Annotated in this window: 27 protein-coding genes; 7 read left to right on the top strand and 20 right to left on the bottom strand. The window is 33.7% G+C overall.

Annotation, left to right across the window (positions count from 1 at the left end; genetic code table 11):
• Positions 1-17 precede the first annotated feature (17 nt).
• Together BLV91_RS13405 and BLV91_RS13400 are read left to right on the top strand one after the other, a co-directional pair.
• Complete coding sequence (locus BLV91_RS13405; protein ID WP_091434163.1) at positions 18-1289, top strand: acyltransferase family protein; 1272 nt, start codon at positions 18-20, stop codon at positions 1287-1289.
• Positions 1290-1397: 108 nt separating this feature from the next.
• Entirely contained in the window at positions 1398-1817 is a 420-nt protein-coding gene (locus BLV91_RS13400) for a nucleoside-diphosphate kinase (protein WP_007138111.1), read from the top strand.
• A 139-nt stretch (positions 1818-1956) separates the two neighbouring features.
• Here the strand turns inward: BLV91_RS13400 and BLV91_RS13395 are convergent, their stop codons facing one another.
• Positions 1957-2253 carry a DciA family protein gene (locus tag BLV91_RS13395; protein ID WP_091434161.1) on the bottom strand — a complete coding sequence of 99 codons (297 nt, stop codon included), beginning with the start codon at positions 2251-2253 and terminating at the stop codon, positions 1957-1959.
• Positions 2234-2677: a hypothetical protein gene (locus tag BLV91_RS13390; protein ID WP_091434159.1), complete on the bottom strand. Its 444-nt coding sequence runs from the start codon at positions 2675-2677 to the stop codon at positions 2234-2236. Before BLV91_RS13390 ends, BLV91_RS13395 begins: the two co-directional genes overlap by 20 nt.
• A 251-nt stretch (positions 2678-2928) precedes the next feature.
• Between BLV91_RS13390 and BLV91_RS13385 the strand changes: the two genes are divergently transcribed.
• A complete protein-coding gene (locus tag BLV91_RS13385; RefSeq protein ID WP_091434157.1) occupies positions 2929-4002 on the top strand; it encodes a serine hydrolase domain-containing protein in 1074 nt (357 codons plus the stop codon).
• A 56-nt stretch (positions 4003-4058) separates the two neighbouring features.
• Here BLV91_RS13385 and BLV91_RS13380 read toward each other — a convergent pair whose 3' ends face one another.
• From BLV91_RS13380 to BLV91_RS13300, 17 genes are all read right to left on the bottom strand, one after another.
• Positions 4059-4478: a hypothetical protein gene (locus tag BLV91_RS13380; protein WP_091434155.1), complete on the bottom strand. Its 420-nt coding sequence runs from the start codon at positions 4476-4478 to the stop codon at positions 4059-4061.
• Entirely contained in the window at positions 4475-4891 is a 417-nt protein-coding gene (locus BLV91_RS13375) for a GreA/GreB family elongation factor (RefSeq protein ID WP_245709708.1), read from the bottom strand. The genes BLV91_RS13380 and BLV91_RS13375 overlap by 4 nt, the downstream gene beginning before the upstream one ends.
• A gap of 87 nt (positions 4892-4978) precedes the next feature.
• Positions 4979-6259, bottom strand: a complete 1281-nt coding sequence (locus tag BLV91_RS13370) for a Glu/Leu/Phe/Val family dehydrogenase (protein WP_091434153.1) — start codon at positions 6257-6259, stop codon at positions 4979-4981.
• A 5-nt stretch (positions 6260-6264) separates the two neighbouring features.
• On the bottom strand, positions 6265-6486 hold the full coding sequence (locus tag BLV91_RS13365) for a hypothetical protein (protein ID WP_091434151.1): 222 nt from the start codon (positions 6484-6486) through the stop codon (positions 6265-6267).
• A gap of 208 nt (positions 6487-6694) precedes the next feature.
• Positions 6695-8029 carry a sigma-54-dependent transcriptional regulator gene (locus BLV91_RS13360; protein WP_091434149.1) on the bottom strand — a complete coding sequence of 445 codons (1335 nt, stop codon included), beginning with the start codon at positions 8027-8029 and terminating at the stop codon, positions 6695-6697.
• A complete protein-coding gene (locus tag BLV91_RS13355) occupies positions 8029-9132 on the bottom strand; it encodes a sensor histidine kinase (protein ID WP_091434148.1) in 1104 nt (367 codons plus the stop codon). The genes BLV91_RS13360 and BLV91_RS13355 overlap by 1 nt, the downstream gene beginning before the upstream one ends.
• A 548-nt stretch (positions 9133-9680) precedes the next feature.
• Positions 9681-10634 carry a signal recognition particle-docking protein FtsY gene (ftsY, locus tag BLV91_RS13350; RefSeq protein ID WP_091434146.1) on the bottom strand — a complete coding sequence of 318 codons (954 nt, stop codon included), beginning with the start codon at positions 10632-10634 and terminating at the stop codon, positions 9681-9683.
• A gap of 128 nt (positions 10635-10762) precedes the next feature.
• Positions 10763-10915 (bottom strand): DUF4295 domain-containing protein, encoded by a 153-nt coding sequence (locus tag BLV91_RS13345; RefSeq protein WP_007138098.1) that lies wholly within the window; start codon positions 10913-10915, stop codon positions 10763-10765.
• Positions 10916-10990: 75 nt separating this feature from the next.
• On the bottom strand, positions 10991-11173 hold the full coding sequence (gene rpmG / locus BLV91_RS13340; RefSeq protein ID WP_007138097.1) for a 50S ribosomal protein L33: 183 nt from the start codon (positions 11171-11173) through the stop codon (positions 10991-10993).
• 28 nt (positions 11174-11201) lie between these two features.
• A complete protein-coding gene (rpmB, locus tag BLV91_RS13335) occupies positions 11202-11438 on the bottom strand; it encodes a 50S ribosomal protein L28 (RefSeq protein ID WP_091434144.1) in 237 nt (78 codons plus the stop codon).
• A 72-nt stretch (positions 11439-11510) separates the two neighbouring features.
• Positions 11511-12764: a CinA family nicotinamide mononucleotide deamidase-related protein gene (locus tag BLV91_RS13330; RefSeq protein ID WP_091434217.1), complete on the bottom strand. Its 1254-nt coding sequence runs from the start codon at positions 12762-12764 to the stop codon at positions 11511-11513.
• Between the two features lie 96 nt (positions 12765-12860).
• Positions 12861-13205, bottom strand: a complete 345-nt coding sequence (locus tag BLV91_RS13325; protein WP_007138094.1) for an Hpt domain-containing protein — start codon at positions 13203-13205, stop codon at positions 12861-12863.
• Positions 13205-13816 (bottom strand): fumarylacetoacetate hydrolase family protein, encoded by a 612-nt coding sequence (locus BLV91_RS13320; RefSeq protein WP_091434143.1) that lies wholly within the window; start codon positions 13814-13816, stop codon positions 13205-13207. The genes BLV91_RS13325 and BLV91_RS13320 overlap by 1 nt, the downstream gene beginning before the upstream one ends.
• 80 nt (positions 13817-13896) lie before the next feature.
• Positions 13897-14667 carry a 3'-5' exonuclease gene (locus BLV91_RS13315; RefSeq protein WP_091434141.1) on the bottom strand — a complete coding sequence of 257 codons (771 nt, stop codon included), beginning with the start codon at positions 14665-14667 and terminating at the stop codon, positions 13897-13899.
• Positions 14668-14851: 184 nt separating this feature from the next.
• The gene (locus BLV91_RS13310) at positions 14852-16162 is read right to left on the bottom strand and encodes a dihydrolipoamide acetyltransferase family protein (RefSeq protein ID WP_091434140.1); all 1311 of its coding nucleotides are present in this window, start codon (positions 16160-16162) and stop codon (positions 14852-14854) included.
• Between the two features lie 84 nt (positions 16163-16246).
• Positions 16247-17410: a glycosyltransferase family 2 protein gene (locus BLV91_RS13305; RefSeq protein WP_091434138.1), complete on the bottom strand. Its 1164-nt coding sequence runs from the start codon at positions 17408-17410 to the stop codon at positions 16247-16249.
• A 349-nt stretch (positions 17411-17759) separates the two neighbouring features.
• Positions 17760-17990, bottom strand: coding sequence for a hypothetical protein (locus BLV91_RS13300; RefSeq protein WP_091434136.1), 231 nt, complete (start codon positions 17988-17990; stop codon positions 17760-17762).
• Between the two features lie 297 nt (positions 17991-18287).
• Here BLV91_RS13300 and BLV91_RS13295 point away from each other — a divergent pair, with 297 nt between their 5' ends.
• Positions 18288-19241: a hypothetical protein gene (locus BLV91_RS13295; protein WP_091434133.1), complete on the top strand. Its 954-nt coding sequence runs from the start codon at positions 18288-18290 to the stop codon at positions 19239-19241.
• A 92-nt stretch (positions 19242-19333) separates the two neighbouring features.
• Entirely contained in the window at positions 19334-21196 is a 1863-nt protein-coding gene (locus tag BLV91_RS13290) for an ABC-F family ATP-binding cassette domain-containing protein (RefSeq protein ID WP_091434132.1), read from the top strand.
• A 241-nt stretch (positions 21197-21437) separates the two neighbouring features.
• Here BLV91_RS13290 and BLV91_RS13285 read toward each other — a convergent pair whose 3' ends face one another.
• Complete coding sequence (locus tag BLV91_RS13285; protein WP_091434130.1) at positions 21438-24038, bottom strand: DUF6923 family protein; 2601 nt, start codon at positions 24036-24038, stop codon at positions 21438-21440.
• A 368-nt stretch (positions 24039-24406) separates the two neighbouring features.
• Between BLV91_RS13285 and BLV91_RS13280 the strand changes: the two genes are divergently transcribed.
• Positions 24407-25672: an NAD(P)/FAD-dependent oxidoreductase gene (locus BLV91_RS13280; RefSeq protein ID WP_091434128.1), complete on the top strand. Its 1266-nt coding sequence runs from the start codon at positions 24407-24409 to the stop codon at positions 25670-25672.
• 51 nt (positions 25673-25723) lie between these two features.
• Positions 25724-26167: a hypothetical protein gene (locus BLV91_RS13275; RefSeq protein ID WP_091434126.1), complete on the top strand. Its 444-nt coding sequence runs from the start codon at positions 25724-25726 to the stop codon at positions 26165-26167.
• Positions 26168-26683 lie beyond the last annotated feature (516 nt).

The following is a 26683-nucleotide window of genomic DNA, read 5'->3' as shown; positions in this document are numbered from 1 at the left end:
AACCCCAACAAAAATCTATGGCAAAAGAACGCTTAATTTCACTGGATGTATTTAGAGGTCTTACTATTTTATTAATGACAATTGTAAATAATCCTGGAAGTTGGGGAGATATTTATCCACCGTTTAAGCATGCGGAATGGCACGGTTGCACCCCAACTGATTTGGTTTTCCCTTTCTTCATATTTATAATGGGAGTAGCTGTCCCATTTGCAATGCCTAGCAAAATATTGGACAGCACAACATTCAATAAAATAGCAATCCGTGCAATTCGCATCTTTTGCTTAGGGCTATTTCTTAATTTTTTCAGTAAAATAGAACTTTTTGGCCTCGAAGGAATTCCTTTATTACTAGGCCGCTTAGCAATTACAATCGCAGTCTGTTTTTCACTGATGGGTAACTTTAGTTTAAAAGTCAAAACTTACTTAACACTAATCGTTTTTACTGTCTTGCTCTTTTTAGCGTACAGCGGTATCGAAGCCTATCAAGAAGTTAGAATCCCGGGAGTACTGCAGCGAATAGGAATTGTTTATTTTTTTGTTTCTCTATTGTTTTTAAAAACCCGCCAAAGAACGCAAATACTGATTGCCGTAGTTCTTTTATTGCTTTATTGGGCCGCAATGGCATTACTAACAGTTCCAGGAATTGGAACTCCAAACTTTGAAAAAGGCACCAATTTTGCCTCTTGGCTAGACAGTGTTCTGCTTGAAGGACATATGTGGAGCTATTCAAAAACTTGGGACCCCGAAGGTGTTTTAAGCACCGTTCCTGCTATTGTCACCGGGATAACGGGATTACTTATTGGGCAATGGATTAATCGTCCGCTCCCAAAGTTAGAAATCGTTAAAAAAATGGCTTTATCAGCTGTACTACTTGTAATACTAGGTTTGCTATGGAATACCGCTTTCCCCATCAATAAGTCACTTTGGACTAGCTCTTACGTTTTATATACTGCTGGAATAGCAACAGTGTGTTTGAGTTTATTATATCATGTAATTGAAGTTGCCGACTATAAAAAAGGAACAAAACTATTTCTAATTTGGGGAGTTAATCCTATGATTGTTTTTTTCTTCTCTAGCATTATTCCACAATCCTTGAGAATGATCCAATTTCAGAATCCAGACATAGCGACAGAACAAATCAATCTTCAAAAATACTTATATAGTTTTTGGATTGCGACTTTTTTCGACAATCCCATGACTGCTTCCTTGGCTGGAGCTTTGATTTATGTGTGTATTTGGTGCTTCATTTTGTGGTTGTTTTACAAAATGAATCTAATTTTCAAAGTATAAGTCCATATAAACCGCACTTTCAACAAATAAAAGCACCTAAACTGTTGATTTGCCAATTGCAATTCAAAAAAAAGAGTATTTTTGCACAAAATTTAAAAAACACAAAAAATGGCTACTAATAGAACATTTACAATGATTAAGCCTGATGCTGTAGCAAACGGACACATCGGAAACATTCTTGCAATGATTACAAATGCAGGTTTCAAAATCGTTTCTTTGAAATTAACTCAACTTACTATCGCTGATGCTCAAGCATTTTATGCTGTACATGCTGCTAGACCTTTCTACGGAGAGTTAGTTGAATTCATGTCAAGAGGACCAATCGTTAGTGCTATTTTAGAAAAAGACAACGCTGTTGAAGATTTCAGAACTTTAATTGGAGCTACTAACCCAGCTGATGCAGCTGAAGGTACTATCCGTAAAGCTTATGCTACTTCAATTGGAGAAAACGCAGTTCACGGCTCTGATAGCGATGAAAATGCAGCTATCGAAGGTGCTTTCCATTTCGCAGGAAGAGAGCAGTTCTAGTACTCAGTGTACGGTTTTTAGTATTCAGTCTCAGATTGCTGTTAAAAACCTTCAAAATAAAAAATCCCATCCAGATTATAAATCGAGACGGGATTTTTTATTTTAAAATTTAAGAGCGTTAATCAACAATCTCAATTCATTACCTTAAAACAACTGCGGTTACTACATCACGACGCAATTCTTCGTTAATCATCTTTACTATTTTTGATTTCCCGTGACTCAATTCCTCACGTAATACTGACGAAGTCAACTCCACATACAAAGTACTTCCTTTCAAAACTACATTTTGAGTATAGCTGTTAACGCCATTTCCCATAAGGTTTTTCCAGGCATCCTTTACATCTATCTGATCCATACCAGGTTGTAATTTATTTACTTGGATAATTTTTTTCAAAACATCCCCTACCGTACTCTGATTATTTAATCTTTTCGCCATCTCCTGTCAAGTTTATTGGTCCTGTTTTTTTGTAATGATATTCATTTTTCTCCGTGTTTTTTAACACTAACTCCTTATCTGATATTGTGATTAGCTCTTCGCTCCATTTAGCATAAGGAGTCGAATAATCCAAGAATGCTTTATCATCCTCAAACCGAACTGTTACATTTTCGTACGAATCATTAGTCAAAAAACTACCGTCTAATTGCGGCATCACTTTCTTCCTAATTCCTTTATTCTCCTTACCTATTTCAAAATAGTCAAAACTCTCATTCATTTTATAATCCTTGTCTTTTCCCTCGTCAAAAACAACTTTTTCTATCTCCCAATATCCATTTATCTTGGCAATATCAGCCGGTTGAACCTTTTGCTGACAACCAACAAAAAACAGAGAAAGCAACAAAATTTTAAAAGTGTTTTTCATATAATTTATTTTTTTTAGGAGCTATTTCCTGCTGTCCGCTATATTCCCGATAATAAAAACTAAGGCTAAAAAAAGCCTTGTTTTTCTAAATCGGGAGATGCCGCTTCCATCAGGGCTATGGATTTTGGGGATACAATTACATTTTTTTCAACTCTACAAAGTTAACTTTAAAAAATTCAAACAAAAGAAAAATAGCAAAACACATTAGACTATTTTAACTATTTTTGATTCTATATAAAATACATCCTGCTATGACAACCAAAACAATTTATAGTGTACTCATCCTTATTTTATGTATTAGTTGCAGTCCTGATTCATCGAAAACAACACAAACTCCTACAGAAACAACCTATTTCCCACCATTAACAGGAACAACTTGGGAAACAAAATCAATAACAAGTTTGGGTTGGAAACAAGATGCCGTACAACCACTCTTAGATTATTTAACACTCAAAAACTCCAAGTCTTTTATCATCTTAGTCAATGGCCGAATTGTACTGGAAAATTATTTCAAAGGACATTCAGCAACCGCTAATTGGTATTGGGCAAGCGCCGGAAAAACATTAACTTCAACTCTTACCGGTATTGCAGAACAGGAAGGTATTTTAAATATCAATAACAAAGTATCTGATTACATTGGTACATCATGGACTAGTTTATCGTTAGCCAAAGAAAATTTGATTACTAATAAACATCTACTTACAATGACTTCTGGTCTAGAAGATATAGATAATGTAGACGCTGTAGATCCAGCTAGTCTAACCTATAAAGCCGATGCTGGAAGCCGCTGGGCGTACCATAACGTATATGTAAAACTGCAAGATGTAGTTGCTAACGCTTCAAATCAAAGTTGGACCAACTATTTCAACTCGAGACTAAGAGATAAAATCGGGATGGATGGCACTTGGTTTCAATCAGGAAACAATTCGGTATATGCTAGCACTACAAGAAGTATGGCACGTTTTGGGTTATTAATGGCCAATAAAGGGAAATGGGAAAACAGCACAATCTTAAACGAAAATTACTTCAACGCCGCTACAAATAGTTCACAAAACATAAATTTAAGCTATGGTTATTTGTGGTGGTTGAACGGAAAAAATAGTTTTCATTTACCGCAATCCCAATTGCAATTTTCTGGAAGTATAATTCCATCAGCACCAAATGATATGTTCATGGCACTTGGAAAAAATGATCAAAAAATTTACGTTATCCCTTCTAAAAATATGGTCGTCATCAGAATGGGCGATGCAGCTGATAATGTCAACTTGGCTTTATCCGATTTTGACAATGTATTATGGCAAAAAATCACTGCGTTATACCAGTAATTATTCAACACTAATTTTTAATGAGTAGAAATAAAACAACAGCTACAAAACCTATTTTATATTTTATCTTCGAGACAGTTATCAAAAAACAAAATAATATTCATCTTATAAAATCGATAAGCCGAAAAATGGCTCTCAATATCTTTTCTAAATTTTGCGTGATTATTCAGGTAAAATGTTTCGCACTGAACATCATCACATTCCTTTATCATATCTAACTTATTCACAAAATCTAATAATAGATCGCTATAGGATTCGTTTATTGCTCTAACGCTCGTCAGGTCATTGATTAAATCGTTCTTATTTTGCTGATTGAAATTCACGGTTTTAAATATTGACGAATTCAACATTCGCTTAAAAAAAAGAATTTCTATCCTAATAATAGAAACATCTTCTTTCCACAGTTCAATATCTTTATCCATAAACCTCATTTGCAAATCGTCTATCGTTTCATGCTGGTATATCAAATCTTTCATATTGTTACTTTTTTTAAATGGATTTCCTGTTGAGCTACACCTATTATCTTAATCTCATTGACACCTGAGGGAAATTGCCACATTATACTATCCCCATTCGCATAACCTAAAAGAGCCAAGCCCATAGGTGATAAAATTGAAATTCTATTCTGCTGTATGTTACTTTTCTCTGGAACTACTATTTGATAACATCGCTCAACATTAAAAGAAGTATATATCGTAACAAACGAATTAAAGCGAATGACATCTTTAGGCACATCATCATGATCTACCATTCTTGCCGACTTTAATTCAACTCTTAATTTATCCAATGACGATTTATATGTTTTATCTCCATTGTTAGTTGAAATGGAAATAGCTCTCATCAACGAATTGTATTCGTCTTTACATAGTATAAGATTACCGTATTTCATAATTATAAAAAAATGGTTAATAATAAGGCCTCTATAGCAGCCAAAAACTGCTATAAGGACCTTTAAAAATCATATTAAAAAGATTAACTATGGAAAAACTCCACGTTGCACATAGGCCATTTCAATCCTAGTTATAGCTAAAATATAAGCTGCGGTTCTCCAGTCAATTTTACCTTCAAGAACAACTCCTTCTACTTTCTTAAAGACATCGGAAAGTTTCTTTTCTAACTTATACATCACTTCTTCGAGCTCCCATAATTCACCATTTCTGTTTTGTAGCCATTCAAAATAACTCCCTATCACACCTCCTGAGTTACACAGAATATCAGGAATAATAGTGATCCCGTTTTCAAGAAGTATTTTTTCACCTTCAACATCAATAGGACCATTAGCTCCCTCTGCAATTATTTTTGCTTTCACCATAAAAGCATTCTCTTCAGTAATTTGATTCCCCAATGCTGCTGGAACAAGAATATCACATTCTAACCCAAAAAAGCTTTCTGGATCTATTTCTACAGCTCCCTCAAATCCACTTATAGAACCCTTCCTAGGCTTACAATGCTCAAATAAATCTTCAACTGCTATACCGTTCTCATTATATACGGTTGCATGTGCATCTTGAACAGCTATTAATATTGCCCCTTCCTTAATTAAAAAATGTGAAGTCCAGTACCCTACATTACCGTAGCCTTGTACAATAAACTTCTTTCCTTTAAGACTTTCTTTTCTGCTTTGATGCAACAACTTTATAGTCAAAAATACCCCAAAGCCTGTTGCTCTGTCTCTTCCTTGTAATCCACCGGACCCTATAGGTTTTCCTGTAACTACATTTAGGCTATTGGAACGCTCAGAAGGTGCTTTCGTCAACATATAGGTATCCGAAATCCAAGCCATTGTTTGTTCATTAGTATTTACATCCGGAGCAGGAATGTCATAATCTGGACCAATATTATCCCCCAACGCATAAGTAAAACGCCTCGTTAATCGCTCCAACTCTCCTATTGAATAATCTCTTGGATCAATTTGAATTCCTCCTTTAGCTCCTCCGTAAGGCAAACCTGCCAGCGAAGTTTTCCAAGTCATCCACATAGCTAAAGCCTTAGCATCCTCAACATCTACCGTAGGATGGTAACGTAGCCCCCCTTTGTACGGACCTAATGCATTATTATGCTGAACACGATAACCGGTAAAAATCTTTACTTCACCATTATCCATTTTTACAGGAAAATGAAGAATAATCTCATTGTTTGTTATTGATAAAATCTTCCTGATGTTAGGATTTAAATTTATTGCATCAGCAGTTTTATTAAATTGTTGCATGACATTTTCATACATACTTTTTTTCGTTGAATCTTTTATAGCTATCATACTTTTTATTGATAATGTTCACAAAATACTTTGTTGTTTTTTTGCCAGAAGCACTGATTTTTAAAATCACAATTCAAACATAACCCATCATGGACAGCATCCATTAAAATTAGAGAATCGATTTCGATCAACGAAAAATCAGACTTGACTTTTGTTTCTAAGGCAATAGAATTAATCTTAATTCCACCAAGATTAGAATTATTTGTTTGTTTGTTTACTATGTTCATCTCATGTAATTTTAATAGTGTTTAATTTAAAAAAAATATTAATTAACACACATTAGACAAACTGCATGCCATTAGACTTTTTAGAGATAAGCTAAAAACTAACACACTGTAAAACAAAACAATACAAAAAATCCATTTAAAAAATAATTAAATGTAGTGAGGAAAAAATACCCAGTAAGGGAATAAATACCCAGTAAAAAAAGAAGGGTTATTGAATTTTTTGACGCAAAGTTTTTCGGTCAATTTGAAGAATTTCAGCAGCTCGTGTTTTATTATTATCAACAGCTGACATCACTTTTAGGATATATGCTTTTTCAATTTCCTTTAGAGTTTTAAATTCGTCTTTTTCTAAAGGCATTGGGTATTTTAAATATTCGGGGATGTCATTAATATCTATAACATCTCCGCTCATTATAATCATTCTCTGAATTACATTTTCCAGCTCTCTGACATTTCCAGGCCAAGAATGCCTCATCAGCACTTTAATTGCTTTATCAGAAATTGTGATTTGAGGTTTATTATACTCAAATCCATATTTCTTTAAAAAAGTATTTACTAATAGAATTATATCACTTTTCCGATTCCTAAGAGGAGGAGTATCGATATTTACAACGTTTAACCTATAGTACAAATCCTCTCTGAAATTCCCTTTCTGCGACATCTCATAAAGATCACTATTTGTTGCAGCAATAATTCTTAATTCGATTTTTTGAGTTTTTTGTGAGCCTATCATACTCACTTCTTTTTCTTGCAAAACTCGTAACAATCTAGTTTGAACAGATAAAGGTGCAGTTCCTATTTCATCCAAAAAAATAGTACCGCCTGCCGCAGCCTGAAAGAAACCATTCCTAGTTTCGTTGGCTCCCGTAAAAGCCCCTTTAACATATCCAAATAATTCAGACTCCAGTAAGTTTTCAGGAATGGCTCCACAATTGACAGCTATAAATGGATTAGCTGCAAATTCACCTTTGTAATGAATCGCTCTTGCCACAAGCTCTTTACCTGTACCACTTTCCCCTTGAATTAAAATTGTTGCACGATTATTCTTAACACGTTCGATCAAATCAACTAAGTGTACAATCTCTTTAGACTTACCCACAATTCCCGCATATTCAAGAGAATTCTCATTAGATAAATCACCATTATTTTGTATCGTTAACTTTGAATTATCAGTAGTACTAATTAAATTTATAACTGATTTCTTTAACTCTTCATTTGTAAAGGGCTTCGCCAAATAATCTGAAGCACCTGACTTTACTGCGTCAATTGCGTTGTCAACAGAAGGAAATCCAGTAATTACAAGTTTTGGTATTGTTGGGAAATGCTCTTGAACATATTTAATTAATTCAATTCCATTAATACCCGGCATTTGAATATCCGTAATCAATAAATCAATTGAACTATATTTCAAAATATCGATAGCCTCTGTAACCGAAGAAGCTTTATAGGTATGAAAATTTAATATTTTCAAATTGCGTTGCAGCAATTCCAGCATATCGTAATTATCATCAACAATCAGAATATTCTCTTTCTTTAGTTTCATTAATTCATCGTTAAGGGTAATCGTATTTGAAAAGCTGTTCCTTTGGGCTGATTGTCAAAAGTGACGATATCTCCTTTGTGACTTTTGACAATCCCATGCACTACACTCAAACCCAATCCAGAACCATCACCAATAGGTTTTGTGGTGAAAAAAGGCTCAAATATTTTATTTTTGTATTCTTCTTTTATTCCTGGACCTTCATCAGAAATTTCGATAAAAAAATTAGCTTCATCATTATAAATCGAAACTTTTATCACCGATAATTTAGGAGAAACATAAATCGAATTAATTAAAATATTAAACAAGATCTGCGTAAACTGTATAGCATCTAATTGCGCTTCTAAGGATGCATTTTCAAAATTAAGTTTATAGGTTAATTCTGCTTTTTTAAAATTAGGAGCCAGCAAAGTGAGTGCTTCTACAACAATAGGTTTAATTTTCACAAACCTCATGTTTTGCGGCATCTCACAGGCAAAAAACATCAATTTCTTCACGACTTCGCGAGAATAAATAGCCGCTTTTATAATTTTAGAACTATCCTGCTTCGATTGTTTTTCTTCTGTTTTGTCATGAATAAATTCAGCAAAACCTAAAATATTACCTAATGGAGTGTTAAGTTCATGAGCAATTCCCGCAGTTATCTCGCCCAAAATCGATAACCTATCCACACGTTCAGCACTACGTTTCAATTGCTCTTCCTTTCCTTTATTTAGCTCTTTTTCATATAAAAAACCAACATCAGAACAAACCTTCTTTAATAACTTTTCTTCATCGTCTAAAAAATGCTTGTCGGTAAATTTATTAGTTGGATAGTGCACTTTAATATATCCAAAAGACTTATTAAATACATGAATTTCTGATTTTTGAAAAATTGACTTTTCAGGAATAGGATTAGTAACGATATAAAAATCGTCTAATTTTAACTCTACACAAGCGTCATCTGAAAACCGCCAAGCACGCTTTAGAACAATACAAATATTATTCAAGCTGACTTCCATAGAATCTGCATGTTGCACAATGACAGATGAAACATCATACAAGCAGCTTAATTCTTTGATTCGCTCCTTAAGTACTTCTTCTGGGGATATTATAAGGGAAGACATTTGGTTTATTGTGTTTTATATTAAAAAATCACTTGCTTAGATCCAGCATTACAAAAACCTATTGAGAATGTTTTTTATATACTTCAAACAAACTTAAGTCGCATTCTTGCCTAATTTCGTCAAACGAATTAGTGAATATAAGATTTATTACAGAGATACTTAATTCACTCAGAATAATTCACTGAACTTTAACACACTTGGAACGTACGTAGTTTAAAATATCATGTGTTTACGACATATGATTTGTTATAAAAAGATTGTTTGGTCAACCCTCATAAATACAAAATGTCACCAAAATATGAAAATCTAAGATTTTATAAATCTTATTTCCCAATTTTTAAAAACAACAAATAAACAATTACTTACTTTGTATTTCTCTTTTTAGTAATACCTATGATAAATAAACCTAACCCTAGTACAAGTAATACATAATAGATAATAATATTTTCGTCCCTAATAAGATTTGCCAATACAAAACAAAGGACGCTTAATAAATAAAGATAAATAGTCTTTAAATTTTTAATTGAAGAGAAAATCATTGTACTTTTTTATTTGAAAAAACTATCTACAAACTCATATTTATTAAAGACTTGTAAGTCTTCGATTCCTTCTCCAACACCAATATACTTTACTGGTATTTTAAATTGATCCGAAATTCCAATGACAACACCACCTTTGGCAGTTCCGTCTAATTTGGTTACGGCAAGAGAAGTAACCTCAGTTGCTGCTGTAAACTGCTTGGCTTGCTCAAAAGCGTTTTGCCCAGTTGAACCATCAAGAACTAATAAAACATCATGAGGAGCATCCGCTACTACTTTTTGCATAACACGCTTCACTTTGGTCAACTCATTCATTAAATTGACTTTGTTATGTAAACGACCTGCAGTATCAATAATTACAATATCAGCATCTTGAGCCACTGCTGATTGCAAGGTATCAAAAGCTACAGAAGCTGGATCACTTCCCATATTTTGTCTTACAATAGGAACTCCTACTCTATCTGCCCAGATTTGTAATTGGTCAATTGCTGCTGCACGAAACGTATCTCCTGCACCCAGAACCACTTTATACCCTTGTTTTTTGAATTGGTAAGCTAGTTTTCCAATAGTAGTTGTTTTCCCAACACCATTAACGCCAACAACCATTAAAACATAAGGCTTTTTATCTTTTGGAATTACAAATTCAGTGGCTTCACCAGTATTTGTTTCAGAAAGCAAAGCTGCTATTTCTTCTTGTAGAATTTGGTTTAGTTCTTCAATACCAAGATATTTGTCAGAAGCGACACGGTTTTCTATTCGGGTGATTATTTTCAGGGTAGTATTAACGCCTACGTCTGAGGAAACAAGTATTTCCTCTAAATTATCCAAAACGGAATCATCTACTTTAGATTTTCCCGCTACCGCTTTACTTAACTTCGAAAAGAAAGTGGATTTTGATTTTTCGAGACCTTTGTCTAATGTCTCTTTCTTTTCTGACGAAAATATTCTTTTGAAAAAACTCATTGTATTAACAGTATTAAGAATGGAGCATTAGACACAATGAACTAATACTTATTTCTAAGCGGTAAAGATATAAAATAAAAAAGCTACTTCCGAATGAAAGTAGCTTTTCTATATAGTGCTGTATTTGATTATTTCTTTTTCAAGAATTCTTCAACTGCTTCAGGAGCCATAATAGATTCTACGAATGTATATGCACCAGTTTTTGGAGATTTCACCATTTTGATGGCTTTTGATAATCTCTTAGAAGATGTTTGTAACGTTGCTACTGTTTTCTTTGCCATGATTCAAATGTTATTTAAATTTAAATAAAATCTCCAAATGTGAACATTTGAGATTTCTATTAAAATCTCTAATTATTACTTAATTTCTTTGTGAAGAGTTACACGTTTCAAGACTGGATTAAATTTCTTAATCTCTAATCTATCTGGAGTGTTTTTTTTGTTCTTCGTTGTAATGTATCTTGAAGTTCCCGCAACACCTGAAGTCTTGTGCTCAGTACATTCTAAAATTACCTGGATTCTATTACCTTTCTTTGCCATCTTGCTATTTTTTTATTTTGGAAAAAGATTATTTAATAAATCCTTGTAACTGTGCTTTTTTCAAAACAGCAGAAATTCCATTTTTGTTAATTGTTTTTACCGTAGATGCTGCTACTCTAAGAGTAATCCATCTATCTTCTTCTGGAAGATAAAAACGCTTTTTCACTAAGTTCACAGAAAATTTTCTCTTAGTTTTATTCATAGCGTGAGAAACGTTATTTCCTACCATCGCTCTTTTACCTGTAAGGTCACAAACTCTTGACATTATGCTTATCTTTTATCGTTATTCAAAATCAGGGTGCAAAGAAAAGAAAAATAAACCTATAAACCAACAAATTTATAGCACATTTTTAAAAAATTCTTCCTTTAACATTTCTAAACTTTTAATCACAGCTCTATCTATCACTTTTTCACGTGGTTGGCCAAAATTATATTCTTTTACAATTACTTCATTTGGAGTGGCAATTGCTATAAAAACAGTTCCAATTTCGGCATTTTCATCCCCTTTTGATGGTCCAGCATTTCCGGTTGTCGCAATTGCATAATCCGTTTTCATTATTTTTTTTACCCCCAAAGCCATCGCCGAAGCTACCTCAGCACTAACCACAGAAAATTCATTTATTAAGCTTTCAGGAAGCTCTAGAACATCCATTTTAACCTCTGTCGCGTAAGAAACAACACTTCCTTTGAAATAATTTGAAGCGCCAGCAACAGATGTTAGGCTAGCCGCAATTTTTCCTCCTGTACAACTCTCAGCAGTAGACAGCGTCTTACCTGTCTTTTTTAACATCTCACCAAGCTGAAACTCGATTGTTTCCTCTTCCTCGTAACCAACAATAATATCATTGATAATGGCGTCTAATGAAATTACATATTCCTCTAATGCCAGCTCCAAAATCTCCTTGCTCGTTCCTCTTGCCGAAATACGTAATCGCACACTTCCAGGACTCGGTAAGTAAGCTAATTTTAAAAATCCAGGAAGACTATTCTCCCATGCTTCAATTCGCTCTGAAACCAGACTTTCGCCTTGCCCATAAGTAAGAATAGTTTTATGGATAATATAAGGGCGCTTATATTCTCTTACAACCTTTGGAATAATTTCATTCTCAACCAAATACTTCATTTCATAAGGCACTCCCGGTAGCGAAATAAAAACAGTATTTTCTTTCTTCATCCACATTCCAGGCGCCGTTCCCACTTGATTATGAAGCACGGTACACTTAGATGGAACCAGAGCCTGATCTTTATTAATCTGCGTGATAGGGCGTTTATAAAAACCTTCTATCATTTCCGTGACATGTGCTAAAACTTCCTGATCCACAATTAGTTCATCCTCAAAATAGTCACAGAACGTTTTTTTAGTGACATCATCTTTTGTAGGCCCCAGACCACCTGTAACAATTACCAAATCTACGGTATTCTGAAGAGTTAAAAAAGTATTCAAAATGTGACTTTTGTCATCACTTATCGAAATCATTTCATTAATCTCTACTCCTATTTTATCCAAGGATTTGGCAATAAAAGAGGAGTTTGTATCTACAATCTGCCCTATTAAAATTTCGTCACCTATAGTAACTATGGTTGCTTTCATTATCGTTATGGATTTAGGGTTTGTATTATAAACAAAATCAACATCCATAAAAAAATGAATGTTGACATATATAATACATAAAAACTATAAATAAATTTAAAGATCGAAATCTTTCTTAATTTCTTTTACAGCGTCATTTATTTGATTCTTTATACTCTTAAAAGTATCTTCGATATCTTTCTTTTTTCCTTCGGTTTTTGTCCAAGCTTCCAATTGAAGAATCTCTTCAAAAGCGACATTTAATCCCAGAAGATCAAGAGTTGGTTTTATTTTATGTGCATAAGCATAAGCATGCTTATGATCTTTCTTTTTAATCCCTTCTTTGATTTGAGCCAAATCTTCAGGAACTTCGGTTACGAACAATGTTAGAATTTCATTTACAAATTCTGAATCGTTATCTGAAAGTGCGTACACTTTTGAAAGGTTGTAGTTTAAAGCCATTATTTTACTTGTATTCTAAATAGTTTATGTCCTTCTAAAAATCCCTCTAACACATCATCCGGTTGTACAGCAGCTACTCCTGCAGGAGTCCCGGTAAAAATAACATCTCCTATTTTTAACGTAAAGTACTGAGAGACATGAGAAATAAGCTCGTCAATATTCCATAACATTAAACTAGTGTCCCCTATTTGAACTGACTTTCCATTATTGGTTAATTCAAAAGTAATATTTTCTAACGAACTAAATTGTTCTTTTTGCAAAAAATCTCCTATTACTGCTGAGCCATCAAAAGCCTTAGCTTTTTCCCATGGCAAACCTTTAGCTTTTAATTTTGCTTGCAGATCACGAGCTGTAAAGTCTATTCCAACACTGATTTCGTCATAATACTTATGTGCAAACTTAGGCTCAATATACTTACCTACCTTATTGATTTTTACAACAATCTCGATTTCATGATGAATATCTTCCGAAAATTCAGGAATTACAAATGGATGTTGTTTCAATAAAATTGCCGAATCCGGCTTCATAAAAACAACAGGCTCCGCTGGCCGCTCATTTTGCAATTCTTCAATATGGTCGACGTAATTTCGTCCGATGCAAATGATTTTCATAAGTTCTTGTATTCAGAGTTAAAAAAAGTGATCAGTAGTTAGTCGCTATATTGCAAAACTGTATACTGAAAACTACTAACTTATTTAGTGTTTAATTTTCTAAGTTTGATTGCTATTAACACTTTCTTGGTGTACAAAGGAAAATCAGCATTTTGAATCCAACTAAAATAACCAGGTTCTTTTTCTAAAATGGTATCGACTTTCACTCCTTTGTGCTTTCCAAAAGAGAATATTTCATTGCCTTCCTTATCAAACGAAATCATTCCTGCAAAATCAGCAATTTTCTTTCTGGTTGAGAATTCCGACAATAACTTCATGTCGTTTTCCAAATCAGGATAACGCTCTAATTGTGCTTTTAGTATTTCGTAAGTCGCCATAGTATCCGCTTCTGCCGAATGCGCATTTTCTAAATCTTGCCCACAATAAAACTTCAATGCTGCACTTAACGTTCGCTCTTCTTTTTTATGAAAAATAGTCTGCACATCAACTGAAACACTGTTTTTCATATCAAAATCCACTCCAGCACGAAGCAATTCTTCCGCCAGAAGTGGAATATCAAAACGGTCTGAATTAAATCCACCTAAATCACAATCTTTTATCATGTTATGAACCTGAGAAGCCAATTCTTTAAAGGTTGGCTCGTTAGCTACTTTTTCATCTGTGATTCCATGAACAGCGGTCGTTTGCGCCGGAATTGGAATCGTAGGATTCACTAACCAGGTTTTACTTTCTTTGTTTCCGTTTGGGAATACTTTAAATATAGATATTTCTACGATTCTGTCTTTTCCGATATCAATTCCTGTAGTTTCAAGGTCGAAAAAGCAAATCGGTTTACTGAGTTTGAGTTCCATTTTTTATTTTTGAGTAAGTACAAATATATAAATTTGCCTTTAAGTTTGCCTGTCTAATACCATTTAAAGTTTATAAAAACAGTAAATTAAATTCCATTTTAAAGATATCAGCCAAAAAATTATAAAAAAAGAAAACCCAACAAATTTTTAAATCTGTTGGGTTTTTATAGCTGTATATTTTATTTTAAAAATCTCTATTTACATCAAATGCTTCTAGATATTCAGCAACACGTTTCACGAAACCTCCTCCAAGCGCTCCATCTACAACGCGGTGGTCATAGCTGTGCGATAAGAACATCTTTTGACGAATCCCTATGAAGTCTCCTTCAGGCGTTTCAATAACTGCTGGTACTTTTCTAATCGCTCCAAGAGCTAAAATACCTACCTGTGGTTGGTTTAAAATTGGAGTACCAAAAACACTTCCAAAAGTCCCTACATTAGTTACAGTATAAGTTCCTCCTTGTGTATCGTCTGGTTTTAGCTTTCCGGCTTTTGCACGACCTCCTAAGTCGTTTACCGCTTTTGCCATACCTACCAAGTTCAATTGATCAGCATTTTTAATTACTGGGACAATCAAATTACCGTTTGGTAAAGAAGCTGCCATTCCAAGGTTGATGTTTTTCCTTTTGATAATAAAATCACCATCAACAGAAATATTTAATCCTGGAAAATCTTTTAACGATTTTGCAACTGCTTCCATGAAAATTGGAGTGTAAGTCAACTTCTCTCCTTCTCTTTTCTCGAAAGCTGATTTGTTTTTCTCTCTCCATTTTACAATATTCGTCACATCAACTTCGATGAATGACTGTACGTGAGCCGAAGTTTGAACCGAAGCTACCATGTAACCCGCAATCAATTTGCGCATTCTGTCCATTTCAACAATTTCGTCTCCTCCATTTACAGAAACCGGAGCCGCTTTTTGCGCAACTGCAATCGAAGCCTGAACTGCTTTAGGAGCTTCAACTGTTTTTGCCTGAGCAACAACGGGTTCATCTCCTCTATTTTTTACGTATTCTAAAATATCGTTTTTAGTAACTCTTCCATCTTTTCCTGTTCCACTAATCATTTCTAATTCAGCGATAGAAACACCTTCAGCCGTGGCAATGTTTTTAACTAATGGAGAAAAGAATTTGTCTGAATCAGAAAAGTCTGCTGGTGTCGCAACACTTTCTTTGGCTGCATCAACAGTTTTCGTCACCTCAGCAACTGCTTCTGGAGCAGCTTCTTGTTTCACAACTGGGATAAGATCTCCGCCTTCAGTTTCTATTATTGCAATCGTTTGACCAACCTGAACTAAATCATCTTTTCCAAATAATTGTTCAACTAAAATACCTGAAACTTCACTAGGCACTTCACTATCAACTTTATCAGTCGCAATTTCAAGTACAGCTTCATCAGCTTCAATTTTGTCTCCAACCTCTTTTAACCAATTTGTAATGGTTGCTTCAGCGACACTTTCTCCCATTTTCGGAAGTTTTAATTCAAATCTTGCCATATTGTTAACCTAAAAGGTGATTTTTGTTTTCAGTTTGCGAAATTACTAAATTTTTTGAATATAAATTCCATTTAATGTAATTTTTCATTCAATTTTTACAACCACTCCCCTTTCATTAGAATTGTCACTTCCTATTAAAAAAGTAGTGTTTTTGGGTAAAATCTTAAAGGTTACCCCCTTGTTTTTAAACGATTCCATAAAATGAATGCATTCTTTGAAGGTAACAAAAAGATTGTCCAAAAGAATTTCAATTGACGCCTTATCTTTAACCCCTGACGAAATTACCATTTTTTCTGAGTTCAAATCGTGAAAGCGCACTTTTTTTTGTAAAACACCAGCTATTTTTTCAACTAAATCTACATTAGAAGAATAGAAAACAAACGATTCTGGCTTTTTCTTAGATATGGTTTTCCCTTCAAACATTTTTATAAATGAAAAAAATCCAATTCCTATTTTCATCCCTATCGAAAAAACGGCAGAAACCTTGAAATGTTTTTTATAGAAAAAATTCATGGCTTCCTGAAAACGTTTCATATAAACACCGTCCCTTATTGTACTTTCGCCTTTGTAATGTATAACGGTTGTTTCGTGAAAATAATAATTTGATTTCGCTTTCAGCAACGCCCGATACGACAAATCAATATCGTCTGAATACATAAAACAGTTCTCATCAAAGCCAGCTAATTCCAGATATAATTCTCTTTCCATAAACATAAAAGCTCCCACAAGAATATCAACTTTAGCCGTTTGATTTTCTTGTACATGTTGGGCGTAATACCTTCCAAATAATTCGAATTTAGGCCTGATTTTATACAAACCCATCATTTTTGTAAATGCGACGAAAGGAGTTGGCACTCCTCTTTTACTTTCAGGCAAAAAATTCCCCGTTCCGTCTATGAGCTTGACGCCAACAATTCCCAAATTAATTTGCCTATCGGCGAAAGCCATAACTTTAGTAAAAGTATCTTCGGCAACAACAGTATCGGGATTGAGAATACAAATATATTTTCCTTTGGCTTGGGCTACGCCAAGGTTATTTCCTTTTGGAAAACCTAGATTATCGTTATTCTGGATGAGTTTTATGCTTGGAAAACGCTGTTGCATCATGGCACAACTACCATCGGAAGAATTATTATCGACCACAATTATTTCGCTCTCAATACCATCTAAGGCATTCTGGACGCTTAAAACACAGAGTTCTAAAAAATAGCGGACGTTATAGTTGAGAATAACTACTGATAATTGCATGAAGCAAATATAAACATTAGAGCTTCCAAAATGCAAATATCAAATTACAATAGTTTCTGGAGTAGTTTTGGGTTTTTCTTATTGTTCCAAAAAAGAAGCAAATCAATTTGATTTGCATTTTCAATGATTTTATAAATGAGAGTTGTTTGCTTAGAAAGCACCAAAGAATATATTTCCTTTTTTGAGTTGAACTTTCCTATTTAAGGTTTGGATCTTATCCTAAAAAGTGAATCTTCAACTAATATTGAAAACTTCTCTGCTTCTTTTGGATTCCACTTCAATAAAATAAAATCTAATTCTTCATAGAAAGATTCGATTGCCAATGGTTGCCAAATTATCGAATACGTCACTAAGAAAAATTATACTTTTTCTTAATTTCTGACATAACTTGTTCATGAGGGATTCCCACACCCGCATCACTTTGCTCAATTGCCTTTTCAATTAGCTTTTGAACTATTGGAGGTATTTCATCCCAACCATCACCTTCATTCAATATATTTTCGATTTGATATAAAGTCGACTCTTCTTCTACTTTAAGTAGTTGCTCTATGATTTTATATTTTCTTTCTGATGAATTCATATTATAATGATTAGAATACCAAATTTACAAAATTATATTCATAATTTTCATAACTAAAAATCAACCCACTATTTTTCTTTTTACTGTTTCTCTCGAATGGATTTCCAACGCAGATTGTATACTTTTTTACATAAAATTAAAAACCATATTCCCACATTAGCCACGATGGAGCCGATATCCTTTGTGAGGAACGAGCAAAGGTAAAGGTGAGAGCGGGAACTATGCTAACAAATAAAGCCTATTGATTCGCTCCAAATTATTGGAATAATCATTGAGAAACGACTACTTTTGAATGATATGAAAATTGTACCAATACTCTTCTTGTTTTTTATAACGGCAAGCTACTCTCAAATTTCAGGCTGTACGGATCCGCTTTCGAAAAACTACAACCCACTAGCAACACAAAATGACGGAAGTTGCCGCTATTCCAGAACAAGAATAAAACCTGATTTTTCAGTTCAGTTAAGCCCCGTTTTGAAGGAAACTTCGAGTTTGCTCTTTTGGAATTCCCTGTTATGGACAGCTAACGACGATAGTGACACTAGCCTTTACGGAATAGACACAACCGGAGTAATTCAAAAAGAGATTTCGCTTCGCAAAATAAAAAACACCGACTGGGAAGAAATGGCGCAAGACAGTCTCTATTTCTATATTGGAGATTTTGGGAATAATGTTTCTGGAAACAGAAAAGACCTCCATATTTTAAGAATAAAAAAAGAGTCGCTTGCACAGAATGCCAAAAAAATAGACACAATTTCCTTTTCGTATTCGGATCAAACTGATTTTAGAAAAGCAAAATCCAATACAACTAATTTTGACTGTGAAGCATTTATTGTTACAAATGACAGTATTTATTTGTTTACGAAACAATGGAAACGAAAAAGAACCGCTGTCTATGCCTTGCCCAAAACTCCCGGGAACCATGTCGCGAATTTAAAAGAATCCTACAACGTAAAAGGACTCATTACTGGAGCCACTTATGTCCCTAACAAAAAAATTCTTGTCTTAAGCGGCTATAGCAAAACCGTATCCCCGTTTATTTATCTTTTATACGATTACAACAAAAGCGGTTTCTTTACAGCCAATAAAAGAAAAATTAAAATTGCGCTGCCGTTTCATCAAGTCGAAGGTATAACGACTCAAGATGGACTGAAATATTATCTTACAAATGAAAATTTTGTCAGAAAACCAATAATTAATACACCGCAACAGTTGCACCGCTTCGATCTAAGTCCATTTATAAGTCCATAACATCAGCGAAAATTCGCTCTAAAAACCTCAGAATCCGTTAAACAATTCGCTAATCGACTTTAATAGTTTACTTTTGCAAAAAATTTAGACTTGTGAATTACTTATCTGTTGAAAATATCTCCAAATCTTTTGGTGAAAGAACGCTTTTTGAAAACATTTCTTTTGGAATTAATAAAGACCAGAAAATCGCTTTTATTGCCAAAAATGGCTCTGGAAAAACGACTATTATGAGCATTATTAATGGACTAGACGAACCCGATACGGGACAGGTCGTTTTAAGAAAAGGCATAAAAATGGCTTTCCTTTCGCAAAACAATAATTTGCAGGACGAACTGACTATCGAAGAAAGCATTTTCGCCTCAGATAATGAGACATTGAAAGTGATAGAAGCCTATGAAAAAGCATTAGAGAATCCAGAAGACGAGGAAGCTTACCAAAAAGCTTTTGACGGAATGGATCAGCATAATGCTTGGGATTTTGAGACTCAATACAAGCAAATCTTGTTCAAACTGAAGTTGGAAGACTTCAAACTGAAAGTAAAAAACCTTTCTGGGGGACAGAAAAAACGTTTGTCACTAGCTATCATTCTAATCAACCGTCCTGATTTATTGATTCTGGATGAACCTACGAATCACTTGGATTTAGAGATGATCGAATGGTTAGAAACTTATTTTGCCAAAGAAAATATTACGTTGTTCATGGTAACGCACGACCGTTTCTTTTTAGAGCGTGTTTGTAACGAAATCATTGAATTAGACAACGGTAAACTATACCAATACAAAGGAAATTATTCTTATTATTTAGAGAAAAAAGAGGAACGGATAGCCTCTGAAAACTCTAGTGTAGATAAAGCACAAAACCTTTTCGTAAAAGAATTGGAATGGATGCGCCGTCAACCGAAAGCGAGAACGACTAAATCGAAATCGCGTCAGGATGACTTTTATGACATCAAGGAAAAAGCACAAAGTCGCCGTAAGGAGAACAAGGTGGAACTTGAAATTAATATGGAACGTATGGGAAGCAAGATTATCGAGCTTCACAAAATATCCAAAAAATTCAAGGACCATGTAATCATGGACAATTTCAGTTTTGATTTTCAACGTGGAGAACGAATTGGAATCATTGGAAAAAACGGAACTGGAAAATCTACTTTCTTGAATCTATTAACTGGAGCTCTTCCGCTTGATTCTGGAAAAGTAGTTATGGGTGAAACCATAAAAGTGGGTTATTATACGCAAAGCGGAATCAACCCAAAACCGGGACAGCGTGTTATCGATGTCATTAAGGAATACGGAGAATTCATTCCATTGATGAAAGGAAAATTGATTTCAGCTTCACAGTTGTTAGAACGTTTTCTTTTTGATTCTAAAAAACAATATGATTTTGTAGACAGATTGAGCGGTGGGGAATTGAAACGTTTGTACTTATGTACAGTTTTGATTCAGAACCCTAACTTTTTGATTCTGGATGAGCCAACGAATGATTTGGACATCGTAACTTTGAATGTATTGGAAAGCTTTCTACTAGACTACCCAGGTTGTCTGTTAGTAGTTTCTCACGACAGGTACTTCATGGATAAAATTGTAGATCACTTATTCATCTTTAGAGGTGATGGTGTGGTGGAAGATTTTCCTGGAAACTATTCTGACTTTAGAGCCTATGAAGATAGTGCTGATGTAGCGCAAAAAGAAGAAAATAAAGCAGAGAAAAAAGACTGGAAACAAAATAACCCAACGGGGAACTTGACTTTCAATGAGCAAAAAGAATATCAAAAAATCGAGAGAGAAATTAAAGATTTAGAAGTTCAAAAAATAGCTATCGAACAATTGTTTGCTGACGGAAAAGTCGAAGAAAGCAAAGTTTTAAGCAAAGCAAAAGAATTGGAAAACCTCATCAATAAGATGGAAAGTAAAGAAGAAAGATGGTTTGAACTATCAGCTAAGATGGAAGCCTAAGTTTCTTGGTCCACACTGACTTATAGAGAAAACACGTAAAGCCCCACTAAAAATAAAATTTTAGTGGGGCTTTTTCTTTTGGAGACTTTGGGCAATTCAAAATGAGATATTTGTTTCACAAAAGCTCGCACAGATAAAAAAAAACCTTGCGAGAGAATTGTCCCTATAATTGGAATTAACTTCTTGTATCTGTGTGTAATAACACATAAAATGGCTTTAATTCAATTGAATTAACTAAATACTACTTGACAATTAATTTGATAGCGTTATATTTTGAAAGTTTGCTACTTAATCTACAGAAATACAAACCAGGAGATAAATTCGATTTTGAAAGCGATAATTGATTTGCACCTGCTTCTGTCTCTAAATTGATACTTTTAACCACTTTCCCTAAAATATCAAAAATCTGGATGGTGATTTTTTCTTGCTCTACTGCATTAAAATGAAGTACTGATTCATCACTAATAGGGTTAGGAGTAACAAAAACACTATTCATATTATCTAATTCATTTTCAGAAACAGATAAACTTGTTTCTTTAGAAAACTGTATTGCTTGTAAATCCATTTTTTTCGTTGCTGACTTACCATCCAAAGCTGTCATTTTAAATACAATTGTTTTTATATCATCTAAAACCAATGGAGTTCCTTTACTAGAAGTAAATTCTGTGAACGGAATTGCAAAATCCTGTAAATTATTAGTCAATTCAATTGTCTTCTTATATTGCTCATCCCAGTTTTCTATACTGTTTTTTATGAAAACAATTTCCATAGTCCCAGTTCCTTTAGCTTTCAAACGGAAGCTCTTATAACTCGATAAATCTACAGCCTTAAACCTTGGAGTTAAAGCTCTATAAGCAGCTATATATTCACTGGTGGTAGCAGTTAGACTTAAATTTCTTTCTACTTTAAAATTGTTACTATCAAAAGAAACGTCATTTGGAGAAATAATATATTGATTTACAGAAGTGCTTGCAGCCGCATCATCAACTCCCCATGGTCCATCTGATAAAAACAAATCATCTGGTGTCGCAATACCATCCCCAATTCTAAATCCAATATCGAATAAGTTTCCTGTAGGAATAAGTAATTGAGTAATATAGTTTTTATCTAAATTAATAGGAGAAGAAATTTTTTCTTCAGCACTAGTTTCTGTTTGCCTCAAACCTGCGTCAAAAGTAACTAAACTGGTCGCATTTGTATTTATGACCTGTAATTCTAAACTTCCGTTATTGTATTTTCCTTTTCGAACAAAAACTGTTGGTGGAGTTGAAAGAGTATAACTTGCAATTGGCTTTTGAGCATTTATTAGTTGAACTACCTCTTCTCCTAATACAAATAAATCGTCTATAGAATTAGTCCAAATTTGGAAATTATAAAAACCAATATTTTTTTCATATTTATCCAAATTCCAATGGCTTTCCAATCCAAAATTAGCACCTCCATTAGTGATTTTTGCAGATAAACTCAAAACGTATTCAATCGAATTATCTGCATTCTTTATAATGGTTTTTATAAATGGTTGTTCTTGAATATCAATCGTAGATACTGAAATTATCTGTGCTCCTAATAAACGGTCACATATAAACTTTGTATGTTCATAAACTCCATCATCCGTTTTTAAAGCTAGAATAGAAGCTATTGTTTTACTGTTTTTTAAATAATCTACTGAATATACCTCAGAAGCATTAGTGATTGCCAACAAATCATTTGGAGTCGATTCGATTACCGAATCTTCATTAATCACTCCGAACGGAATAAAATCTCTTAACGTTATTGCAGTTGATTTATTAGCATATTTTGATGATTTAGTTACTTTTTTCGCTGTAGCGCTATTGAAAATATACCCTTTTTTTACACGATTAAAATTACGTTTATTGATTTGTTCTGAAAGTCTATTATTACTCTCTAAACCTCCATCATTACCTCCAGATATATTTGCGTCCAAAACTGGACAAGAAGAATAACCTGAACAAGATGGATCCTCGCAATCAATTAAACCATCTCCGTCATCATCAATACCGTTATCACATATTTCCTGAGGAACTGGTGCAGTGGGACAACGAGCTCCATCATTACTGGAACTTGATGGGCCATAAGCAAATAAATTAGATTCCATCGCGTTGGTTCCATTTAAATCTTTCACATCTCTAATTACATAGACAGTACCGGTTTGATTGGCAGAAATATAAAAGCTTCCTGATAAATCAAAATAAACTGCACCATATGTATACGTTTTACCTTTAATAATAGGCACCACACCTAAATCATCAACGATTCCCGTTTCGGGGTGAATTCGAAATAAAATATTACTTTTTTGCTCAACTGTATACAGATTACCATCTAAGGCATTAAAAGCCCAATCGTGAACATTTATACTTTGTGTCAATTCAAAAGCACCTAAATACTTTGTGTAAGTTGGAGAATCAGGGTCTAAGTCCACTTCATAATAAGAACTTCCCCCTGCTTTAAAATAATATATTCCATTAGAACTTACGTCTCCAACATATTTATTACCATCTGGTAATTCATCAATTGTAAAAATGGTAGTTGTAAAATTTTTACCTATTCGAACAATAGATTTAGAAGGTGAAGACAAATACCCCCAGATATAACCGTCTTTAGGGTTATATCCCGCTCCATTAATATTACCGGAAGTAATATCTGCTGCTACTAAAATAGAATTACCAGAAGCTAAGTCTATGGCGTAAACATCATTATACTGAAATAAGTAAGCATTAAAATCACAATTAAATGGAATTTCTTGCGCAATACCTTTAATACTGAAAAAAGTTAAAACACAAAAAAGTATTGTTTTTATCCTTAAGTGTAAAGTTCTTTTCATAATGTACTATTTTAAATTAACAATGGAATAAAATTACTACTTATTAATGCAACTTCATAACATCTTAGATCTACACAACAGAAATCAACGGTGAATAACCATTATGTATAGACGAAATCAAATACTCTACTTTTAATTAAAACACAACAAAATTAGTTCTGGAGTGGTTATTACCCTAAGAAACGAATTAAAACCACAATTAAATGTTTTAAATTAATAGTTATTTTGCTGGTTTTCAATATTTTATGCTTAAATTAGTAATACTAAAAAAAGATTACTAATCTGCTAGTTTTAGGAACATATGCAAAGCTAGATTGAAATTCTTTTTTAGGCTATTTTACAATTTAGCATAAAAAAAGGCAGCTATTATGGAAACAAAAAAGAAAATTTTAGTTTTAGGATGTAATTTTGCAGGACTTACAATATCCCGATATTTACATAAAGAGCTTGGACATGCGGCAGAAATTACGATTATAGACCGCAAGAATTACATCAATTTTATTCCAAATATACCTATTGAGGTTTTTAACAATCACAATCCGGCGAATACTATGGAATTTCAATTTCAAAAATTCTTAAAATCAGATGGTAGCGAATTCATACAAGCGGAAATAGAGCACATCGATGCCGATGAAAAGAAAGTTCTCTTCACTCCCAATGAACGAAGCGGTTCTAGTCAGGAATTTATCAATTATGATTATTTGGTAATAGCCGTTGGTTGTAAATTAGCTTTTGATAAAATCGAAGGCTTTGGGGAATTTGGTCACACTTTTTCAGATACTTTTTACGGAAATGAAGTTCGGAAATACCTTTACAACGATTATAAAGGAGGTCATATTGCCATAGGTTGTGATCGTTTTATTCAAGGACAAAGTCCAAAATCTCCTAAAATCCCCACAGCACTTGCTGCCTGCGAGGGACCACCCGTCGAGCTTGCTTTTTCATTAGCAGACTGGTTGGAAAAACATAAAAAGGGAAATGCCAAAAACATTACCCTGTTTACACCTGCAGAAGTGATTGCGGAAGATGCTGGAAAAACTATTTTAGATCAACTGCTTCCCATGGTGTCAGGAATGGGCTACGGTTATAAAAACAATACAGTAGGTATAAAAAGAATCTATAAAGACGGTATTGACTTTAAAGACGGAACAAGTTTAGAGGCCGAAATGAAAATTATTTTCCCTAACTGGGAACCGCATAGTTTCCTTAAAGGACTTCCCTTTGTAGATGATCAAGGATTTGTAATTACTGATTTATATATGAGAAATCCAGATTACCCAGAAATTTTTGCGGTGGGTGATGCTGCTGCTGTTACCGTTCCAAAGTTAGGCTCTCTGGGTCACATGGAATGTGAAATCGCATCAAAAGTACTTGCGAACGAAATTTTAGGAATTTCAGAAACAATAGATCCGTTGCATCCAATGGTCGTTTGTTTTGGAGATATGGGAAATTATAAAGGATTCTATATGCATACAGACGAATGGTGGGGTGGCGATATCAGTATTTTAAAAATGGGCTATACGCCTTATCTTTTAAAAATGGGATTTAAAACAATGTATCAAACCCTAGGCGGTAAAGTACCTAGTTGGGGGATGCCACTATCTGAATTAATTGGAGATCATACTATAATATAAAAGCTGCTGCAAACAAACATACTTATACTGTTTAACATAAAATTCATTACCATGGAAAATTTAAGTTTAAGACCCAAAGGAGATTATAGCTATACTGCTGAATACCAACAATTGTATGTCCTGACAGAACATTGGAAATCCGATTTAGAATTCTATAAAGATGACTTGCGATTTTTACATCACCTCATAGATAAATATTTCGTTTGGTTTGCTCATAAGGAACATCTTGACGAAATGAGAAATCTGGCAGCTCGATTGTCTGAAATTAGTAAAAAATGTGACGGACTACTTGAGAAAACATCCAAACATCTACACCATTTGGCAGAATTAATTGACGATCCTTTTAAGTATGATTCTCATAAATTCAGGACTGAGCACGAGGAATTAGAAAATGAAATGGCATCCTTTGTCAAAAAATTCCGTGAAATCAAAAAAGAAACCTTTTCCGCTTCAGAACAGGTTATCGAAAATGAAGTTAAAAGAATAACATCTTAGGCTACCCAAATTAGAACAACAAAAAAACCACAACAGAACTAGATTCCATTGTGGTTTTTAATTTTATTAGTATAAAGTGTTTAGGTCTAAATAATACTCTAATCTTACAAAACAAAACAAGAACTTCTATTTTTTTTAAATTCACAGTTTATTTTATTTCCAAAAACACAAGTAAACAGTAGCATGTATATTTCTTTGTCAATAGTTTGAATTATTAATCTCAATTTTATCTATTATTCTAAAAAATCTTCCCCGCTAAACAACACTTAATAATTTGGTAAAACAACAATACAAACAAGCAAAGCTAAATTTATGTTGAATAGATTTACTTAATTATTTTATTAAAAAAATAATTTTTAAATCTATAAAAATGTTAAAAAAATTTACATTGTCAGACAGATTGCTATTTATAGCAGCTTTCCTCTCTTTAATTTTCTCGGAAATTTTATATTTTCAAGGAAACAAAGAGCAAGCGATCTTTATTGGGATTTGGGTCCCTTCCATATTAGCATTCGG

Origin of the sequence: Flavobacterium degerlachei (assembly GCF_900106645.1) — a bacterium.
GTDB classification, from domain to species: domain Bacteria; phylum Bacteroidota; class Bacteroidia; order Flavobacteriales; family Flavobacteriaceae; genus Flavobacterium; species Flavobacterium degerlachei.
This window is presented reverse-complemented; position numbering and strand designations above follow the sequence as displayed.

Excerpts from the sequence above, each read along its gene's own strand:
- BLV91_RS13405 (WP_091434163.1), top strand. The coding sequence starts at position 18 with ATGGCAAAAGAACGCTTAATTTCACTGGATGTATTTAGAGGTCTTACT.
- BLV91_RS13400 (WP_007138111.1), top strand. The coding sequence starts at position 1,398 with ATGGCTACTAATAGAACATTTACAATGATTAAGCCTGATGCTGTAGCA.
- BLV91_RS13395 (WP_091434161.1), bottom strand. The coding sequence starts at position 2,253 with ATGGCGAAAAGATTAAATAATCAGAGTACGGTAGGGGATGTTTTGAAA.
- BLV91_RS13390 (WP_091434159.1), bottom strand. The coding sequence starts at position 2,677 with ATGAAAAACACTTTTAAAATTTTGTTGCTTTCTCTGTTTTTTGTTGGT.
- BLV91_RS13385 (WP_091434157.1), top strand. The coding sequence starts at position 2,929 with ATGACAACCAAAACAATTTATAGTGTACTCATCCTTATTTTATGTATT.
- BLV91_RS13380 (WP_091434155.1), bottom strand. The coding sequence starts at position 4,478 with ATGAAAGATTTGATATACCAGCATGAAACGATAGACGATTTGCAAATG.
- BLV91_RS13375 (WP_245709708.1), bottom strand. The coding sequence starts at position 4,891 with ATGAAATACGGTAATCTTATACTATGTAAAGACGAATACAATTCGTTG.
- BLV91_RS13370 (WP_091434153.1), bottom strand. The coding sequence starts at position 6,259 with ATGATAGCTATAAAAGATTCAACGAAAAAAAGTATGTATGAAAATGTC.
- BLV91_RS13365 (WP_091434151.1), bottom strand. The coding sequence starts at position 6,486 with ATGAACATAGTAAACAAACAAACAAATAATTCTAATCTTGGTGGAATT.
- BLV91_RS13360 (WP_091434149.1), bottom strand. The coding sequence starts at position 8,029 with ATGAAACTAAAGAAAGAGAATATTCTGATTGTTGATGATAATTACGAT.
- BLV91_RS13355 (WP_091434148.1), bottom strand. The coding sequence starts at position 9,132 with ATGTCTTCCCTTATAATATCCCCAGAAGAAGTACTTAAGGAGCGAATC.
- ftsY (WP_091434146.1), bottom strand. The coding sequence starts at position 10,634 with ATGAGTTTTTTCAAAAGAATATTTTCGTCAGAAAAGAAAGAGACATTA.
- BLV91_RS13345 (WP_007138098.1), bottom strand. The coding sequence starts at position 10,915 with ATGGCAAAGAAAACAGTAGCAACGTTACAAACATCTTCTAAGAGATTA.
- rpmG (WP_007138097.1), bottom strand. The coding sequence starts at position 11,173 with ATGGCAAAGAAAGGTAATAGAATCCAGGTAATTTTAGAATGTACTGAG.
- rpmB (WP_091434144.1), bottom strand. The coding sequence starts at position 11,438 with ATGTCAAGAGTTTGTGACCTTACAGGTAAAAGAGCGATGGTAGGAAAT.
- BLV91_RS13330 (WP_091434217.1), bottom strand. The coding sequence starts at position 12,764 with ATGAAAGCAACCATAGTTACTATAGGTGACGAAATTTTAATAGGGCAG.
- BLV91_RS13325 (WP_007138094.1), bottom strand. The coding sequence starts at position 13,205 with ATGGCTTTAAACTACAACCTTTCAAAAGTGTACGCACTTTCAGATAAC.
- BLV91_RS13320 (WP_091434143.1), bottom strand. The coding sequence starts at position 13,816 with ATGAAAATCATTTGCATCGGACGAAATTACGTCGACCATATTGAAGAA.
- BLV91_RS13315 (WP_091434141.1), bottom strand. The coding sequence starts at position 14,667 with ATGGAACTCAAACTCAGTAAACCGATTTGCTTTTTCGACCTTGAAACT.
- BLV91_RS13310 (WP_091434140.1), bottom strand. The coding sequence starts at position 16,162 with ATGGCAAGATTTGAATTAAAACTTCCGAAAATGGGAGAAAGTGTCGCT.
- BLV91_RS13305 (WP_091434138.1), bottom strand. The coding sequence starts at position 17,410 with ATGCAATTATCAGTAGTTATTCTCAACTATAACGTCCGCTATTTTTTA.
- BLV91_RS13300 (WP_091434136.1), bottom strand. The coding sequence starts at position 17,990 with ATGAATTCATCAGAAAGAAAATATAAAATCATAGAGCAACTACTTAAA.
- BLV91_RS13295 (WP_091434133.1), top strand. The coding sequence starts at position 18,288 with ATGAAAATTGTACCAATACTCTTCTTGTTTTTTATAACGGCAAGCTAC.
- BLV91_RS13285 (WP_091434130.1), bottom strand. The coding sequence starts at position 24,038 with ATGAAAAGAACTTTACACTTAAGGATAAAAACAATACTTTTTTGTGTT.
- BLV91_RS13280 (WP_091434128.1), top strand. The coding sequence starts at position 24,407 with ATGGAAACAAAAAAGAAAATTTTAGTTTTAGGATGTAATTTTGCAGGA.
- BLV91_RS13275 (WP_091434126.1), top strand. The coding sequence starts at position 25,724 with ATGGAAAATTTAAGTTTAAGACCCAAAGGAGATTATAGCTATACTGCT.